The 13,723-nt window shown below is 72.8% G+C and carries 11 protein-coding genes, 1 tRNA gene and 4 pseudogenes; 4 read left to right on the forward strand and 12 right to left on the reverse strand.

The features are described from left to right. Nucleotides 1–114 precede the first annotated feature (114 nt). From rplT to infC, 3 genes and pseudogenes are all read right to left on the reverse strand, one after another. Complete coding sequence (gene rplT, locus DEJ15_RS16665; protein ID WP_110824044.1) at nucleotides 115–498, reverse strand: 50S ribosomal protein L20; 384 nt, start codon at nucleotides 496–498, stop codon at nucleotides 115–117. Between the two features lie 29 nt (nucleotides 499–527). Next, on the reverse strand, nucleotides 528–722 hold the full coding sequence (rpmI, locus tag DEJ15_RS16670) for a 50S ribosomal protein L35 (RefSeq protein ID WP_110824045.1): 195 nt from the start codon (nucleotides 720–722) through the stop codon (nucleotides 528–530). 60 nt (nucleotides 723–782) lie between these two features. Beyond that, nucleotides 783–1,455, reverse strand: a pseudogene (gene infC, locus DEJ15_RS16675) (translation initiation factor IF-3). Nucleotides 1,456–1,733: 278 nt separating this feature from the next. Here infC and DEJ15_RS16680 point away from each other — a divergent pair. Continuing rightward, nucleotides 1,734–2,114 carry a DUF1844 domain-containing protein gene (locus tag DEJ15_RS16680; protein ID WP_110824047.1) on the forward strand — a complete coding sequence of 127 codons (381 nt, stop codon included), beginning with the start codon at nucleotides 1,734–1,736 and terminating at the stop codon, nucleotides 2,112–2,114. Between the two features lie 111 nt (nucleotides 2,115–2,225). Here DEJ15_RS16680 and DEJ15_RS16685 read toward each other — a convergent pair whose 3' ends face one another. Next, nucleotides 2,226–3,494 carry a maltokinase N-terminal cap-like domain-containing protein gene (locus DEJ15_RS16685; RefSeq protein ID WP_284175306.1) on the reverse strand — a complete coding sequence of 423 codons (1,269 nt, stop codon included), beginning with the start codon at nucleotides 3,492–3,494 and terminating at the stop codon, nucleotides 2,226–2,228. Nucleotides 3,495–4,359: 865 nt separating this feature from the next. Here DEJ15_RS16685 and DEJ15_RS19805 point away from each other — a divergent pair. Next, nucleotides 4,360–4,587: pseudogene (locus DEJ15_RS19805) on the forward strand (glycoside hydrolase family 2); the annotation flags it as partial. 358 nt (nucleotides 4,588–4,945) lie between these two features. Then, nucleotides 4,946–5,086, forward strand: a pseudogene (locus DEJ15_RS19120) (hypothetical protein); the annotation flags it as partial. Nucleotides 5,087–5,679: 593 nt separating this feature from the next. Here the strand turns inward: DEJ15_RS19120 and DEJ15_RS16695 are convergent. After that, nucleotides 5,680–6,531: an alpha/beta fold hydrolase gene (locus DEJ15_RS16695; protein ID WP_110824050.1), complete on the reverse strand. Its 852-nt coding sequence runs from the start codon at nucleotides 6,529–6,531 to the stop codon at nucleotides 5,680–5,682. A 772-nt stretch (nucleotides 6,532–7,303) separates the two neighbouring features. On the opposite strand from DEJ15_RS16695, the gene DEJ15_RS16700 reads away from it, so the two are divergent. Beyond that, the gene (locus DEJ15_RS16700; protein ID WP_284175307.1) at nucleotides 7,304–7,900 is read left to right on the forward strand and encodes a hypothetical protein; all 597 of its coding nucleotides are present in this window, start codon (nucleotides 7,304–7,306) and stop codon (nucleotides 7,898–7,900) included. Nucleotides 7,901–7,942: 42 nt separating this feature from the next. Here the strand turns inward: DEJ15_RS16700 and DEJ15_RS16705 are convergent, their stop codons facing one another. The 7 genes and pseudogenes from DEJ15_RS16705 to DEJ15_RS16735 form a co-directional block, all read right to left on the reverse strand. Beyond that, nucleotides 7,943–8,743: a CPBP family intramembrane glutamic endopeptidase gene (locus tag DEJ15_RS16705; protein ID WP_110824051.1), complete on the reverse strand. Its 801-nt coding sequence runs from the start codon at nucleotides 8,741–8,743 to the stop codon at nucleotides 7,943–7,945. Between the two features lie 84 nt (nucleotides 8,744–8,827). Then, nucleotides 8,828–9,898, reverse strand: coding sequence for an amidase domain-containing protein (locus DEJ15_RS16710; RefSeq protein ID WP_110824052.1), 1,071 nt, complete (start codon nucleotides 9,896–9,898; stop codon nucleotides 8,828–8,830). A 92-nt stretch (nucleotides 9,899–9,990) separates the two neighbouring features. Further along, nucleotides 9,991–10,414, reverse strand: a pseudogene (locus DEJ15_RS16715) (VOC family protein). A 61-nt stretch (nucleotides 10,415–10,475) separates the two neighbouring features. After that, on the reverse strand, nucleotides 10,476–11,303 hold the full coding sequence (locus tag DEJ15_RS16720; RefSeq protein WP_110824054.1) for a glycoside hydrolase family 25 domain-containing protein: 828 nt from the start codon (nucleotides 11,301–11,303) through the stop codon (nucleotides 10,476–10,478). A gap of 248 nt (nucleotides 11,304–11,551) precedes the next feature. Beyond that, nucleotides 11,552–11,624 (reverse strand) — tRNA-Ala (locus DEJ15_RS16725). A gap of 139 nt (nucleotides 11,625–11,763) precedes the next feature. After that, nucleotides 11,764–12,294 carry a hypothetical protein gene (locus DEJ15_RS16730; protein ID WP_284175308.1) on the reverse strand — a complete coding sequence of 177 codons (531 nt, stop codon included), beginning with the start codon at nucleotides 12,292–12,294 and terminating at the stop codon, nucleotides 11,764–11,766. Between the two features lie 704 nt (nucleotides 12,295–12,998). Beyond that, nucleotides 12,999–13,574, reverse strand: a complete 576-nt coding sequence (locus tag DEJ15_RS16735; RefSeq protein WP_502866128.1) for a GNAT family N-acetyltransferase — start codon at nucleotides 13,572–13,574, stop codon at nucleotides 12,999–13,001. Between the last annotated feature and the right edge of the window lie 149 nt (nucleotides 13,575–13,723).

A 13,723-nucleotide genomic window follows, 5' to 3' on the forward strand; every position in this document is an offset into this window, starting at 1 on the left:
GGGGGGTTCTCGAGGAGATCGCTCACGTGCTCAGTCTAGGAACGACCCGACCCCGGGAACGACGGGACCCCCCACTCCGACGGAGTGGGGGGTCCCGGTGCACGGTGACGTGGCTCAGGCTGCCTTCGGCGCCGAGGTGTCGGCCGGCAGGGCCTTCTTGGCGGTCTCGACGAGCGCCGCGAACGTCTCGGCGTTGTTCACCGCGAGGTCCGCGAGGATGCGACGGTCGACCTCGACGCCGGCCAGGTTGAGACCCTGGATGAGGCGGTTGTAGGTCAGGCCGTTCGCACGCGACGCGGCGTTGATGCGCTGGATCCACAGGCGACGGAACTCGCCCTTCTTCGCGTGACGGTCCCGGTACGCGTAGACGAGGGAGTGGGTGACCTGCTCCTTCGCCTTGCGGTACAGGCGCGAACGCTGGCCGCGGTAGCCCTCGGCGCGCTCGAGGATGACGCGGCGCTTCTTGGCGGCGTTGACCGCTCTCTTCACTCTTGCCATTGATCTGTTCCTTTACGTTCCGGGACGGCTCAGTGGCCGAGGAGCTTCTTGACGGCCTTGACGTCGGCCTTGGCGAGGACCTGGTCCTCGTTGAGGCGGGCCTTGCGCTTGGCGGACTTGACCTCGAGGTTGTGGCGCATACCGGCCTGCTGCTTCATGATCTTGCCGCTGCCGGTGACCTTGAAGCGCTTCTTCGACCCGGAGTGGGTCTTCTGCTTGGGCATCGTGTGCCTTTCCGTGGGGTGGATGGGGGCCGCGCGAGCGCGGGATCGGTCTGGGAGGACCTATTCGGCCGAGGAGTCGGCCGGAGCTGCTGCGGCGGTCCCGGACGTGGTCTCGTCCGCCGGCTTGGTCTTCGCGGAGTGCTCGGAGGCCTTGCGCTCCGCCTTCTCGGCGGCACGCTTGGCGTTGAGCTCGCCCTTGACGTCCGACTTGTTCTTCAGCGGCGCGATGATCATCGTCATGTTGCGGCCGTCCTGGGTCGGACGCGACTCGACGACGCCGAACTCGGCGATCTCCTCCGCGAACTTCTGGAGGAGTCGGACACCCTGCTCGGGACGCGACTGCTCGCGACCGCGGAAGAGGATCATCGCCTTCACCTTGTCGCCACCGAGGAGGAACCCCCTCGGCACGCTTGCGCTTCGTCTCGTAGTCGTGCACGTCGATCTTCAGGCGGAAGCGGACCTCTTTCAGGTCGGTGTTGACCTGGTTGCGGCGGGCTTCCTTGGCCTTCTGAGCGGCTTCGTACTTGAACTTGCCGTAGTCCATGATCTTGGCGACGGGCGGCTTCGAGTTCGGCGCGACCTCGACCAGATCCAGCTCGGCTTCCTGCGCGAGGCGCAGTGCGACGGCGATGGGGACAACGCCGACCTGCTCGCCCTGGGGACCGACGAGTCGGACCTCGGGGACGCGGATTCGGTCGTTGGTACGGGGATCGGTGATGCGGAGCTCCTTCAATCAGGTGGTGGCCGTCCGGGGCGTGTGCCCGGGACGACGGCACGAGAGAGGAGATCTGACGCACGGATCGCAGACCCGTTCGGCAGCCGCCCGACGCCGACCCTTGCGGTCCGGCCGACCGGGGCCCACGTCGTGAGCACCGGCGGAGCGGTGGTGACCCGGTAGCCTTGGTGCAGCCACGGGTGGGAGGAACTCCTCTTTCGTGACACCGTCCTGACTCCCGGAAGGATCCGGGCGCGGACAGCGTCTGCCGTCGGCGAGTCTAGCAGAGGAGCACCGTGACCGACACCCCGAGCAACCAGGCCCCCGGATCCGACGAGGACGGGCTCGACGGCGCGGGCGATGCCGCCAGGGACATCTCCGAGGTCCCCGCGATCGAGCTCGTCAACACCGTGGCCGTCCACCTGCTCAGTGCCGCCGCCGTCAAGGTCGGCCTGGCGGACGACCCCGAGCGACAGACCGACCTGGACGAGGCCCGCAAGCTCATCACCTCGCTCGCCGGCCTGGTCACCGCTGCGGCCACCGAGATCGGCGACCAGCACGCCCGTCCGCTGCGCGACGGGCTGCGCTCCGTGCAGCTCGCGTTCCGCGAGGCCTCGGCCATCCCGGACGCGCCGGGCAAGGGGCCGGGCGAGAAGTACACCGGTCCCGTCAACTAGCCCCGGACCTCCCCGGTCGGACCCGGGCACGGACCGGACGCGGACGGACCGGACGTGGACGGACGGGAGGCCCGTGGCGGTGTCGCCACGGGCCTCCCGTCCGGTGTGCGGTCAGCCCGCCGAGCGGGCGACCAGTCGGTCCACGGCCGCGACCGGGATCCCGACCCACGTCGGACGGTTGCGCGCCTCGTACACGACCTCGTACACGGCCTTGTCGAGCTCGAACGCGTCCAGCAGTGCCCGGTGCGCGCGCAGGTCGGCACCGCTGCCCCGCGCGTAGCCGTCGAGGAAGGCGTTCCGCGCCTCCTGCGCCCAGTCCCCGGTGTCCACGGGATCGTCGTCGTGTGCGAGCGCACCCGCGACGTAGTCGAACGAGCGCAGCATGCCGGCGACGTCCCGGAGCGCGACGTCCGGACGCGAGCGTTCGGGCATCGGGCGGAGCGGCTCGCCCTCGAAGTCGAGGAACACCCAGCCGCGGGGCTCCGGGGCCGACAGGACCTGCCCGAGGTGCAGGTCACCGTGGATGCGCTGCATGGTCGGCCACGGCACGGACGCCGCACGGTCGTACACGCGGGCGACGGCGGCGGCGTGGTCGGCGACCTGCGGCACCTCGGCCGCGGCGGTCTCGAGTCGGCGGCGCATGGTCGCGACGGCCTCGTCCACCTGCTCCGGGCCGGCGGTCGCGGTCGGCATGGCGTCGGCGAGGACGGTGTGCACCTCGGCGAGGGCCGCACCGAGGCGGTCCGCGGCGCTCGCGAAGGACTCGCCGCCACGGGCCGCGGTCAGGGCCACGCGCCAGGCGTCCTCGAGGCCGGGCAGGAACTCCTGCGCGAAGGCCAGGTGGCCGTGTGCGGTGCCGCCCGGCTGCCCGTCGTCCGGCCACTCCCCGGCGAGCGCGCCGAAGGTCCGGGGCACACGCTCGGACCCGGCCGCCGAGAGCGCCCGCTGCGTGGTCACGTCGGGGTTGGCGCCGTCGTGCAGCACACGGAAGACCTTCGTGATGACCTGGCCGCTCTCCTCGGTCCCGCAGATCACCGAGGTGTTCGACTGCTCGCCGCTGAGGACACGGGCGTCGGTGACGGGGCCGATGTGGTCGCCGTCGGCCTCGATGCGTCCGAGCAACCAGCGTGCGTAGGCGACGTCGTGCGGGCCGTCGTAGACGTGTGCGCCGTCGACCTCGGCCACGAGGGCGTGCGCGAGCTCGGGGACGGGCGTCTGCCGGATCGTGAGCGGCACCTGGTACAGGACCGGTCCGGTCGGGGCGTCGTCGAGCACGTAGAGGGTGCGGATGCGGGCCTCGGCGGTGTCGTCGCTGTCCTCGGCGAGGACGCGGACCCGCGGGGTCCCGCCCTTCGCCGCGTACCAGCGTTGGTCGGCCATCCAGCCGGCGACGGCTGTCTCGAGGGGGGTCGGCGTGCACGGCGTCGGTCATGTCGGGGACGGTACCCGTCGCGGCTGCACCGGTCCGGGGGGTTCGGCCACTCCGTGCCGTCCGCCCGCCACTCCCGTGCGCTGTCCGGTCTGCATGCGCCGCCTTTACATCGATGTACCGCACGACCAGCATGGAGCCATGAACGCGTACCCCGGCAACGACGCCGCACCCGCACTCCCCGTCGCGACCCGCCAGGACGGCGAGTACCCGCGGCCGCAGATGATGCGGTCCCACTGGGCGGACCTCGACGGCACCTGGTCGTTCCGGAACACCGGGGACGACCCCTCGTGGCGGGACGGGTTCCCCGACGCCCGGGACATCATCGTCCCGTTTCCGCCGGAGTCCGTGGCGTCCGGCATCGACGAGCCCGGGTTCCACCCCGTGGTCTGGTACGCGCGGACGATCACCGCCGCCGACCTCGCGGCCGCCGGCCACGGCACCGATGCCCCGCGCCTCCTCCTGCACTTCGGCGCCGTGGACCACCGCGCACGCGTCTGGGTCGACGGCCGGTTCGTCGGCGACCACGAGGGCGGCCACATCCCGTTCACCCTCGACGTCACCGACGCCCTGACCGGCGACGGCACCGGCATCGGCACCGGCACCGGCACCGGCACCGACGACCACACGCTCGTCGTCCGCGCCGAGGACGACCCGCACGACCTCACCCAGCCCCGCGGCAAGCAGGACTGGCACGAGCAGCCGCACGACATCTGGTACCGCCGGACCACGGGGATCTGGCAGACCGTCTGGCTCGAGGCGGTCCCGAGCACGGCCGTCCGCTCCGTCCGGTGGACGAACGTCGACCACGAGACGATGCGGCTCACCGTCCGGCTGGCGGGCCCGCACCCGGCCGGGACGCGGCTCCGGGTCGAGGCGCACTGGGCGGAGCACGACGAGCACCTCGCCACGGTGGAGGTCGCCGTCCAGCCGACCGCGCACGAGGTCGACCTCGTCGTGCCGATCGCCCGGCAGGCGAACGGGCAGGCCGAGCAGGAGCTGCAGTGGAGCCCGGACGCACCGCACCTCGTCGACGCGGTGGTGTCCCTGGTGTCCGCCGACGGCGCACCGCTCGATGCCGTGAGCTCGTACTTCGGCATCCGCACCACCGCGGTCGGCAGTGGCCGGTTCCTGCTCAACGACCGCAGCATCGACGTGCGCAGCGTGCTGAACCAGGGCTACTGGCCGGAGTCGCACCTGACCGCACCGACCCGCCAGGCCCTCCGCCGCGAGGTCGAGCTCATCAAGGACCTCGGCTTCAACGCGGCGCGGAACCACCAGAAGATCGAGGACCCACGGTTCCTGTACTGGGCCGACCGGCTCGGCCTCATGGTCTGGGGTGAAGCACCCGGTGCGTACGCCTTCTCCCCCCACGGCCGTGCAACGCCTGATGCGCGAGTGGATGGACGCGGTGGAGCGGGACGCCTCGCACCCCTCGGTCGTCACCTGGGTGCCGGCGAACGAGAGCTGGGGCGTGCAGCACATCGCCACGGACCCCGCGCAGCAGGCGTACGCGCGTGCCCTCGCGGACGTCACGCGGGCGCTCGACCCGACCCGGCCGGTGATCTCGAACGACGGGTGGGAGCACCCCGACTCGGACATCCTGTCGGTGCACGACTACGAGGGCGACGGGGAGCGGCTCGCCCGCACGTACGCCGACGACACCGCGCGGGCCCGGCTGCTCGCCGGCATCGGTCCGGCGGACCGTCCGATCCTGGTCGGTGGGGCGGTGGACCGCGGCCAGCCGGTGATGCTGACCGAGTTCGGCGGCGTGAACCACCAGCCGGGCGTGCAGCGCGACGACGCCTGGGGGGTACACGACCGCGGCGGACGGCGACGACTGGATCGCCAGGATCACCGCCCTCTACGACGCGGTGCGCGCGAGCTCGTTCCTCGCCGGCAGCTGCTGGACCCAGCTCACCGACACGATGCAGGAGACGAACGGTCTGCTCAACGCGGACCGGAGCCCGAAGGAGCCGATCGAGCGGATCCGCCGGGCCGTGCTCGGCCGCTGACCGCGGCGGTCCGCCGAACGGGTGGCGGAACCGACGGGTGGCGGAACGGACGGGAGGCCCGTGACCAGTCGGTCACGGGCCTCCCGTCCGTCTGCCGGCACCGAGGCGCCGACGGACGCGACTACCCCGCGAGGAAGCGGAGCACCGCCTCGTTCCACTCGTCGCGGTGTGACGCGAGCACGCCGTGCGGGCCGCCCTCGATGACGTGCAGCTGCGCGTCCGGGATCGCCTCGGCGGTCCGCTTGCCGGACACCTCGAACGGCACGATGCCGTCGGCGTCGCCGTGGATGACGAGCGTCGGGACGTCGACCTTCGTCAGGTCGTCGCGGAAGTCGGTCGTCGCGAACGCCGCCGTGCAGTCGAGCGTGCCCTTCGGCGAGGCGAGCTCGGCGATCGCGAGGTCGTAGGCGCGCTGGTCCTCGCTCACGAGCGGCTTGTGGGTCAGCGAGACCTTGCCGCCGGCGGTGTAGAACATGTCCACGAACTCGTGCAGGAACGCCGGGCGGTCGCCCGTGATGCCCGTCGCGAACCAGTCGGCGAGGTCCTGGTCGACGCCGCCCTCGGGGTTGTCGTCGGACTTCCACAGGTACGGCGGGACGGCGCTGGCGAAGACGAGCTTCGCGACCTTGCCGGTGCCGTAGGTCGACACGTAGCGGGCGAGCTCGCCGCCGCCCATCGAGAACCCGATGAGCGTGACGTCCGTCAGCCCGAGCTCCGTGATGAGCTTGTCGAGGTCCGCGGCGAACGTGTCGTAGTCGTACCCGTTCCACGGCTGCGAGGACTGACCGAACCCGCGGCGGTCGTAGGCGATGACGCGGTGCCCGGCGGCGACGAGGGCCGGGACCTGGCCCTCCCACGAGCGGCCCGACAGCGGCCAGCCGTGGATCAGGACGACGGGGTCGCCCGTGCCGAAGTCGTCGTAGTGCAGGTCGATGTCGTGCCCGTTCTCGGCTCCGACGGTGATGAACGGCATGCTGCCTCCGTGGTGGTGGTTTCCAGGGAACGACCGCGATGCAACGCCCGGCCTCTGGACGCGACCTGGCCGGTGCGGCGAACGGACAGCGGACCGTCTGCCAGGATCGGGCAGGTGACGGACCCGGCGGCGACGACCCGAGCCTCCCGGCGGGCCCGCGTGGGGCGGACGGTGACGGCCGTCCTGGAGGCCCGCCACAGCGGGTGGACGACTCCCCTCCTCCTGTGGCTGGCCTCGCGCATCGTCAGCACGGTGCTCCTCGGTTCGGTCTACTGGCTCGCGACGGCGAACGGGTGGCACTTCGCCTCGTACCGGCGTGACCCGTCGTTCGCCACCTTCTCGGGCTCGTGGGACGCGTCCTTCTACCGGACCATCGCCGAGCACGGGTACCCGCGCGACCTGCCCACCGACGGCGACGGGCACGTCCTCCCGAACCCGTGGGCGTTCCTGCCGCTGTTCCCCGGCGTCGTCCGGGTCCTCATGGCGCTGACGGGGTCGTCGTTCTGGGTGGCGGGGCTCGTCGTCGCCACCCTGTGCGGTGCCGGGGCGTGCGTGGTCCTGTTCCGCCTCGTCCTCGCGGTCGCGGACGCCCGACGTGCGCGATGGGCGACCGCGTTCTTCGCATTCGGCGCGACGGGCTTCCTGCTGCAGGTCGCGTACGCCGAGAGCATGTTCCTGGTCCTGCTCTTCGGCGCACTGCTCGCGCTCGTGCGCCGGCGGTACTGGCTGGTCGCCGTCCTCGGTGTGCTCGCGGCGGCCGCCCGCCCGGGGGGTGCTGGCGCTCGCCGTCGCCCTCGCCGTGCACCTCGTCGTGCGGGAGGTCGCCGCCCGGCGTGCGGAAGGCGGCCGACCCGGTGGGGAGCCGTTCCGGTGGCGGGATCGCGGCGCGGTCGTCGCCGCAGGGCTCGTCGTCGCGGCGGCGGGGCTCGCGTGGCCGGTGGTCGCGAGCGCGGTGACCGGTCGTCCGGACGCGTACCTCGAGACGGAGTTGTCGTGGTGGGTCGGGTTCGTCGGCCGGCAGCACTTCGCACCGCTGACGCCGTGGTTCCTCATGGCGGGGACCTGGCTCGGGCCCGCGGGCATCGTGCTCGTGGTGCTCGTGCTCGCCGGGGCCGCGTGGTTGTCCTGCCGACGGGGCGTCCGCGCGCTCGGGCCCGACGTCCTCGGCTTCGCGGTCGCCTACGTGGCGTACCTGGTGGCGGTGTTCCTGCCGCAGCAGAGCCTGCCCCGCCTGCTCATGCCGGTCGCGCCGCTGCTCGCCGCCGACACGTTCACCGCGACCCGGCGACGGGCGACCGGGTGGCTCGTGGTCGGCGTGTGCCTGCAGGCGGTCGCGGTCGTCCTGCTCTGGTTCCTCGGGTTCCCCTGAACCCGGGCACCGGCGCCCGACCACGGACGCGGGCCTCGTGCCTCAGGCGCCGGTGCCGGACCCGCGGCGCGGTCCCGGGGTGCGGAGTGCGACCACGAAGCCGATGACGGCTGCCACGGCCACCGCCAGGGTGGCCCCGGCGTTGAGCAGGAACGGCATCCCGTCGACCGTCTGGCTCCGGAAACCGAGGAACGCGTCGTACAGCACGTGGAGCAACACGGCCCCGAGGAGCGACCCGGTGACCCGACGGGCGAGGTGACAGGCGGAACCGAGCAGGAACGTCGTGAGGACCTGGAACGCGCTGCCGTCCGCGTTGAAGGCGTGTGCCAGGGCGAAGGTCGCGGTGGCGACGAGCCACACCACCCACTCGGGCGCGACCCGGCGGAACCCCGCGACGAGGACCCCGCGGAAGACGAGCTCCTCGACGAGGGCCACGGCGAGCACGCCGACGAGGAGCGCGCCGAGGTACCCACCGGCATCGGCCCGCAGGGGTGTCGTGAACGCGACGAGCGTCACCGCGGTGAACACGACGAGCACGCCGACACCCCACCACGACCGAGCGCGAGCGGGCTCGGTCAGGACGGACCGCCACCCGCCGAGCGCGGACACCACCACGACGAGGACCACCAGCACGAGCCCGTCGCCCAGGGCCTGTCGGAGCAGTCCGGCCGTCGAGCCGAGCGGGTTGCCGCCGGCCCCGCCGAGCAGTGAGCCGACGACGAGCAACAGGACCGGCAGGAGCACGGCGAGCCCCGCGCTGACCACGGCGGCCACGACGTCGGACCGGACGCGGGCGGGGAAGGCCGGACCGCGGTCGGTCTCGCGGAGTGCAGGTCCGGGCACGGGATCCCCTCTCGTCGCGGTACGAGGACACCCGTGATGGTACCGACGCGCCGCACCCTTCGTGCCGTGCGGAGGGTCCGGTCCCTACGCCGCGATCGTGTGGAACCAGGCGGTGCCGCCCGGGTGCTGCACCGTGATCATCTCGTCGAGGTCACGGTACGGCCCGTCCTGGTTGTGGCTCGCCGACTTGATGCGGATCGTGCCGTCGGCCTCGGTGAACACCTCGGACACGATGGTCGTGTGGTCCGGCGAGCCGTTGCCGTTCCAGTCGAACATGACGATGTCGCCGACCGCGACGTGCTGGCGTTCGTCAGAGGTCCGGCGGGTGAGCCCGAACGTGGCCGCGTTCCGGTCGAGCCACGGGTCCATGGCCGGGCAGTAGGTCCACGTCGAGGAGTGCTCTGCACCGCCGGCCCGGTTGTACCAGTCGGCGCGCTGCTCCCAGCCGCGGGCCTCGAGCGTCTGGTTGACGTAGTTCGCGCAGTCCCCGCCGATGGGGTTCATCGTCCCGTACTCGGCGGTGTTGTAGTCGGCCCAGTGCCGCATGGCGTACTCGAGCTGGCGGTCGACCGCGGTCTGGGCCGCGTAGGCGACGGTCGTGGTGGCGACCGCGGTGCTCGCGTCCGGAGTGGCCGAGGCCGTGGGGGTCGGCGTGCTGGCGGCACCGTCCTGTGTGGCACCCACCTGGCCGTCGTTCGCCTGGCTGCCGTTGCCGTCCGAGATCCGGTTCGCCGACGGGACCGGTTCCACGGGCTCGGTGAACAGCGCGACGTCGGCCGGCCCCGCGGTGTACATGGCCTGGTGCGGCGCCGTGAACGTGACCTTGCCCGCTCGGGCGACCACGTCCCGTGCGGCGACCCCGCCGACGGTGACGCCCTTGACGACGGCGAGCCCCGACCCGGTGACGGTCACGGTGACGCCGCCGGCGAGGGGCAGCTCCGCCGGCTCGACCGTCGTGGCCGAGGGGCGCGCACTCGCGGCTCCGGTCGGCGACGAGCCCGACGACGTCCCGCCGGCCGGTGCCGCGCCGGACGACCCCGGCGTCGACGAGGACCGGAGCCCCGGCCCGTCCGCGGAGCAGGCCGCGGCGACGAGGCCGACACCGGTGATGCCGGCGAGGGACAGGAGGGTGCGGCGCGTGATCGGAGCAGTCATGACCGGACCAGGCTATGCGACGTCGTCCCGGGATCGGCCGACCGCACCGCCGGGAGCAGCGCGGGGTCAGGCAGCGGGGTCAGGCAGCGGGGTCAGGCAGCGGGAGCGCTGACGTTCACGAGCCAGGTGATCCCGAACCGGTCGGTGACCATGCCGAACTCGTCGCCCCACGGCGCCTGCGTGAGTGGTTCGAGCACCCTCCCGCCGACGGACAGGGCCGCGAAGTACCCGCGCAGGTCCTCGGCGTCGTCAGCGTCACCGGAGACGGACAGCGAGATGTTGTTCGTCTCCGACCGCCCCATCGACGCCGGGGTGTCCGACGCCATGAGCACGTACCCCCCGCGTCGTCTCGAGCTGCCCGTGCATGACCTTGTCCGCGTCGGCCGGGTCCCCGTCGGCGCCCATCTCGGCGAAGGTGCCGATCCGCAGCTCACCGCCGAACACCGACTGGTAGAACTCGAGCGCCTGTCGGGCGTCGTCCCGGAAGCCGAGGTAGGGGTTCAGTCGCGAGGTCATGATGGGCTCCTTCGTCCGTCGCCTCATCGTGACAGCCGACCCGGAGCCCCGCAAGGACCGATCAGCGGCAGGAGACGTCGCGGTCGATCGTGGTGGAGCCGTACGCGGCCTCGATCTGGGTCATCGCGATCGTGCCGCCGGACAGCGGGGTCCCCGAGCAGGCCTGGCGCGCCTTGGTGATCGTGCTCTTGCCGAGGGCGATCCAGCTCGACCGGCCGTACAGCGTGCTCGACGAGCTGACCGACCCGGCGATGGTCTTCCACTGCGACGGCGTCGAGTAGATGCCGATCGTCCGGACCCCACCCGCCTTGAGCCCGGCGATCATGCCCTCGAGCGCGGCGCGGTTCTGCGCGGTGCTCGACTGGTAGGACAACCCGGTCTCGACGTCGAGCCACCAGCGGTACGCGGCGGGGCGGTCGATGCCGCGGATCGTCACGTCGTCGTAGCCGCGCGCGTACCCGTACATGAACGAGCACGCGAGCGTGAGCTGCTTCGCACCGCCCTTGGTCGAGCACCGACCGAACCGGTTCGCCGGCGCGGTGCCCTTGTACGTGTTCGACTTCGGCCAGACCGACGCCTGCAGGCCGGGGTTGGCGAACAGGACGTAGAGCTGGGTCTTCGGCTGGGTCGATCCGCCGACGGACCCCGCGGCCCAGGCCAGCTGCTCGGCCAGGCACGGGTTCGTCGTGTTGCCGAGCGATCCGTTCACCCCGACGATGCCGAACGCCTGTCCGGTCGGGACCGTCCCGCCACACTGCGGCCACGAGATGTCCACCCCGGTCGGGGTGACGGCGGCGGAGGCCGCGGCGGTCGGGCCGGCGACGGCGACACCTGCTGCGATGACGACGGCGGTGGCGACGGTGGCGACGAGACGACGGACGCGGTTCATGCTTCTCCCCCTGACGTGCCCGAGCGGGCGGCGTGCCCGAGCGGGCGACGGTGCTCGGTCGGGCGACGGTGCCCGGCCGAGTGGCGGCTCCCCCCCTCGGGACCACCTGTTGTGGCGCACGGGGAGTCTAGGGGCCGAGCACCCGGCTCCGACACCCCCCCGTGGCGGTCTGTGGAAGGCTGGCAACGAGAACGGCCGGCAACGAGAACGGCCCGGGACCATCGGTCCCGGGCCGTCGTGCTGCTCGGTGGAGCTAAGGGGATTCGAACCCCTGACCTTCTCATTGCGAACGAGACGCGCTACCAACTGCGCCATAGCCCCGAGTGCTCGACAACGATAGCACCGGGTCGCGGCGATCCGGTAATCGGGCCGCGGCGGTCGGGCGTGCCGTCCGGTCAGACCGCTCGACGGCGTCGCATGATCGCGTCGAGGTCCGTCTGTCCGTACGCGTCGTCGCCGATCACGCCCATCCCGACCCAGCGGCTCGGGGCGGCGGGGGGCGGCGGCCTCGTCGGTCGCGGAGGCAGCCGGACCGGGCGCAACCGGACCGGGCGCAGCCGACGCACCGGGCGCGGGCGCACTCCGGGGGAGCGGGCGACCCGGCGGTCGCGGCACGGAGCCCGAGCCGCTCCGCGAGCCGCCCCTGGTCGTGCGAGGACAGCGCCGCGGCGGCCTCCTCGACGTCGGCACGCATCCGCGACACCCGGGCGAGCGACGGGTCGGCCGCAGCGGCTCGGACGGCAGCCGCTTCTGCCTCCGCCTCGGCCTTCGCCTGGGCCACGCGGTCACGCAGCCGGGCGGCGAGTTCGGCCGACGACTCCGGGGACGGATCGGGTCGGGTCGGTGTCTGCACGTACAGCGGCTTCGGGATCGGCCCCGGCGTCCAGGTGCGGTCCGCAGGCGCGGCCGTCGGCTGGTCGGTGGAGAGCGGCGGCGCCGGGTCCGTCCACGCGGTGCTCGGCCGGGAGGCCCGGGTCTGCTCCCCCCGCACCGGCCGCGGCCCGTCGACGGCGCGCGGTCGCGACCTGGTGCAGCTGTGCGAGCACGGCCGCTGAACCACCGGCCGCGACGAGTCCGGCCACCGCGAGCAACCAGGCGCCGGGGGGCGACGACGAGCACGACCACCGCGAGCACGAGCCCGAGCGTGCCGAGCGTCGTGGCACCGAGACGTGAGCGACGCATGCGCATCGCGGTCAGGGCGGGCACCGAGGACGCTTTCTCGAGCACGGGCGCCTGGGCGGCGAGGCGACGGGTGATCTCCCGCTGCCGTGCGGCCTCGTGGGCGCGGACGATCGCGGCACGCTTCGCCTCCTCGGACCGGGCGACGCGCTGCGCCTCGGCGAGGGACTTCGCGTTCAGTTCGACGCGCACCTCGTCCGGCAGCTCGGCGGTCTGCGCCAGGATGCGGAGGGTCTGCTGCAGTCGGATCGCGTTCCGCTCGGTGGCGAGGTACTCACGACGGGCCGCCCACGCGGGCATCAGGTACACGACCCAGAGCACGGCCGCCACGAGCAGCACGACGCCGCCGCCCCAGGTCCCGATTCCCATGGGGGCAACGGTAGGGGGGAGCGCGCCGCCCGGACGCCCATTGCCGGGAGCGTGTCGAGCGAGTCGTGACGGATCCGTCGGAGGCTCGGCGGGCCTCCCGGCCACGCCGGGGTCACCGGGCCGCGACGCGACCCGTCCCGTGGGTCGTCAGCCGCGCGGCGAGACGGGCAGCGGCACGCCCGCCTCGTCCCAGGCTTCCTGCGGCACGCGGCCGGCACCGTGCGGCACCTGCCCACGGACCCAGCGGTCGAGGACGCCCTCGCGGATCTCCTCCGCGACGAGGCCGAAGCAGAAGTGGTCGCGCCAATCGCCGTTGATGTGGATGTACCGGCGGCGCAGGCCCTCGTACCGGAACCCGAGCTTCTCCACGACGCGGAGGCTCGGGGCGTTCTCGGGACGGATGCAGATCTCGAGACGGTGGATGCCGACGGAGCGGAAGCAGTGGTCGGTCGCCAGCGCGACCGCGGTCGGCGTCACGTTGTGGCCGGCGGCGTCCTGCACCACCCAGTACCCGATGGAGGCGCTCGCGAGCGACCCGTACGTGATCCCGGAGACGTTCAGCTGGCCGACGAAGCGTCCGTCCAGTTCCATCGCGAACGGGAGGCCCAACCCGGCCCGGGCGTTGGCCTGCAGCGCGCGGATGCTCCCCTTGACGTCGGCGGACGCGAACCCGGAGGGGTTCGTCGCCTCCCACGTGCGGAGCCACGAGCGGTTGCCGGCCAACGCCAGGTCGAGCTCACGGGCGTCGCGGATCCGGAGGGGGGCGGATGGTGACTCGCCCGTGGGTGAGGGTCGGGATCGTCGTCATCGCTTCTGGTTCCTCCGGGGTCCCGCGCTCGGCGGGACGGGTGTCCCGCACGGGGCCGGGGTCA

The sequence above is a fragment of the Curtobacterium sp. MCJR17_043 genome (genome assembly GCF_003224315.2).
Taxonomy (GTDB): Bacteria; Actinomycetota; Actinomycetes; order Actinomycetales; family Microbacteriaceae; genus Curtobacterium.